The following is a 2,231-nucleotide window of genomic DNA, read 5'->3' as shown; positions in this document are numbered from 1 at the left end:
GCGGGTCAGCCTGTGGCGCTTTCATCGTCACATAGGACACGCCGTCGAGGCCTGTCTGTTTCACCCACCAGTCCTTGCTCGGGTCGCTTTCCGCCCACCTGTCTTTCATGGGGCTCGTTCAGTGATGCCCGTTGTTGTCTTTGGGTACTACCATGGACATTTAACAGAAACGTTTCTGAATCATTTTGATAATATGTTCACGACCGCTTCCACTAGTGCCAAAACAGCGTTTGATGACAGTTTGGACGGGAGTTAGGCGTAGTGTACTTGACGCGAGGAGTGAGGCAATCCGAGCTTGGCTAGTTGGTTGAGTCAATATTATTTGTCGAAAAACCAATTTTTGACGTGCGCCTGTGAGCCTTCTCTTGGTTCTTCTTCGTCCTCAGTCATGACGGTAAGAAAGTTGCCATAGACATCATGAAACGCGAACGTACACTTTGTGCGTGCAGGGAAATTATCTCTTACAGTCATTTGCTAATTTGACAATACTAGGGACAGGGCATTCGTATTTTTGAGATGCAGCAGAGCAGTATGACCTAAGGCAGAGTTTCTCACTACACCATTTAGCGGTGAGTTGGGTGCAGGAACAGGCGAGTGATGCACCCCGATTCAGCTTGTAAGCACGTCTCGAAACACATCCGGCCGCAGCGCCGCAATATGCAACAACGACCTGGCCGCACCAGACGGAGAGCGGCGCCCTTGCTCCCACTCCTGCAGTGTGCGCACCGACACGCCCAGCAGTTCTGCGAACTTGGGTTGAGACAGGCCCGTTTTGCTGCGCGCTTCAGCGGCTTCGGTGACCTCGACCTGGTGCACGTCACCATGGCGGCCTGCCTTCACATCAATGATGGCGGCCAGCAGTTCTTCGCCGATATTGCGCTTGGCATCACGTGCCAAGAGTTCTTTTTCAGTCAGGACCATGATTCATCTCCTTCGCGATTTTGCGCAGGATATGCGCTGGTATGTTCTCGGTAGCGCCCTTGCCGTAGATCAGCAGGTCAATCAATGCTCCGCTGGCGAGTTGCGCGGTGTAAATGACCCTCACGGCACCGCTTTTGCCGCGCCCCTCCATGCTCCAGCGCACTTTACGGCAACCCTCTGATCCAGGTATCACCGCTCCCGCATCCGGGTTGTTGGCTAGGAAGGACATGAAGGCACCGCGCTCTTCTTCAGTCCAGTAGTCAGGCCAAAGCTTGGTGAACAACGGGGATTCGATAATTGTGAGCATGAGGAGATCATACGTCTTTGACGTAGAGTGATGCAAGAGCCCGATTTTTCAGGCTGGGGAGGCAGGTTGCTTGAAATTTGCTACAGATGGCAATTCGATGCGCTAGATATCCAATGTCTACGCGGGTTTTTGCGACTAATAGCCCCAATCCATCATCGGGGCGGTGCTGAAGCGTCGAGATAGCTCGGATTGGGGCGTATCGTTCAAAAGCATGAGAGGTCCGTCGCCGTGGCAAAGTCTGCGCTCGACACGGGCTTGCGTGGCGAATGAGGCTCAGGTTTCGAGTGTTGCCGAAGATTGCTGCTTCACCACTTTCGGTTGCATAGGCATACTCAGCGCCCTATAGTCGATCTTCGCAGCAAATTCTGCGAACGACCTTGGCCGGTCGGAATGGCAGCAGGCGCACCAGCGCCCAACTCACCCTTGCAGGCGCTTTTTTATGCCTGTGATGTGGTTTCATGGCGGCTGTGCGCGGGACACCTTCGGGTGTGCCGGGACCTGTTGCCCTGGTCGGCCAACCCGCGTACAGCTGCCACCCTCACTCGCTTGGCCGCGAATGGTGGTAGCTCTTGGCAATCAACAGGAGCTTTACCAAATGGACTACACCCCTCTCGATTCATCCAAACCCACCGAACACACCATCCTTTTCATCGACAGACAAGCCCCACTGCCTGATCTGCTGGCCTGTGCTGCCCAACGCATTACCTCTGCGCGGGATATGCTGGACAGCGTGTCGTGCATGAGCACTCATCACTCGGATGGCATCGATTTGATGCGCATTTCTGGCGTGGCTGCGCTGTTGCTACAAGATGGTTGTGATGTGCTGCGGGTCGTTGAGCAGCGCTTAATGGCCTGACCCGGTATCGGGTGGCGTGTCGCTCAACGAAATGATCAGGTGTTATCTGATGGCGATCGAGCAGGCACGCCCCCTTGGAAAACTGTCCTCTTTTCAGCGTTCCGGTTCATAGATCATCAAGGGAGATCTTTATGGTTGGCGCGTTCT

3 protein-coding genes are annotated in these 2,231 nt (G+C 54.5%); 1 reads left to right on the top strand and 2 read right to left on the bottom strand.

The window, feature by feature from the left end:
* Nucleotides 1-609: 609 nt before the first annotated feature.
* Nucleotides 610-921 carry a helix-turn-helix domain-containing protein gene (locus tag M5B99_RS29435; RefSeq protein ID WP_248807433.1) on the bottom strand — a complete coding sequence of 104 codons (312 nt, stop codon included), beginning with the start codon at nt 919-921 and terminating at the stop codon, nt 610-612.
* The gene (locus tag M5B99_RS29430; RefSeq protein ID WP_248807432.1) at nt 908-1,228 is read right to left on the bottom strand and encodes a transcriptional regulator; all 321 of its coding nucleotides are present in this window, start codon (nt 1,226-1,228) and stop codon (nt 908-910) included. The genes M5B99_RS29435 and M5B99_RS29430 overlap by 14 nt, the downstream gene beginning before the upstream one ends.
* Before the next feature lie 595 nt (nt 1,229-1,823).
* Here M5B99_RS29430 and M5B99_RS29425 point away from each other — a divergent pair.
* Nucleotides 1,824-2,084 (top strand): hypothetical protein, encoded by a 261-nt coding sequence (locus tag M5B99_RS29425; protein WP_248807431.1) that lies wholly within the window; start codon nt 1,824-1,826, stop codon nt 2,082-2,084.
* The last annotated feature ends 147 nt before the right edge of the window (nt 2,085-2,231 follow it).

The organism is Pseudomonas sp. MWU13-2100 (assembly GCF_023242365.1).
GTDB lineage: Bacteria > Pseudomonadota > Gammaproteobacteria > Pseudomonadales > Pseudomonadaceae > Aquipseudomonas.
This window is presented reverse-complemented; position numbering and strand designations above follow the sequence as displayed.

Coding starts and splice junctions, on each gene's coding strand:
- M5B99_RS29435 (WP_248807433.1), bottom strand. CDS start 921: ATGGTCCTGACTGAAAAAGAACTCTTGGCACGTGATGCCAAGCGCAAT.
- M5B99_RS29425 (WP_248807431.1), top strand. CDS start 1,824: ATGGACTACACCCCTCTCGATTCATCCAAACCCACCGAACACACCATC.
- M5B99_RS29430 (WP_248807432.1), bottom strand. CDS start 1,228: ATGCTCACAATTATCGAATCCCCGTTGTTCACCAAGCTTTGGCCTGAC.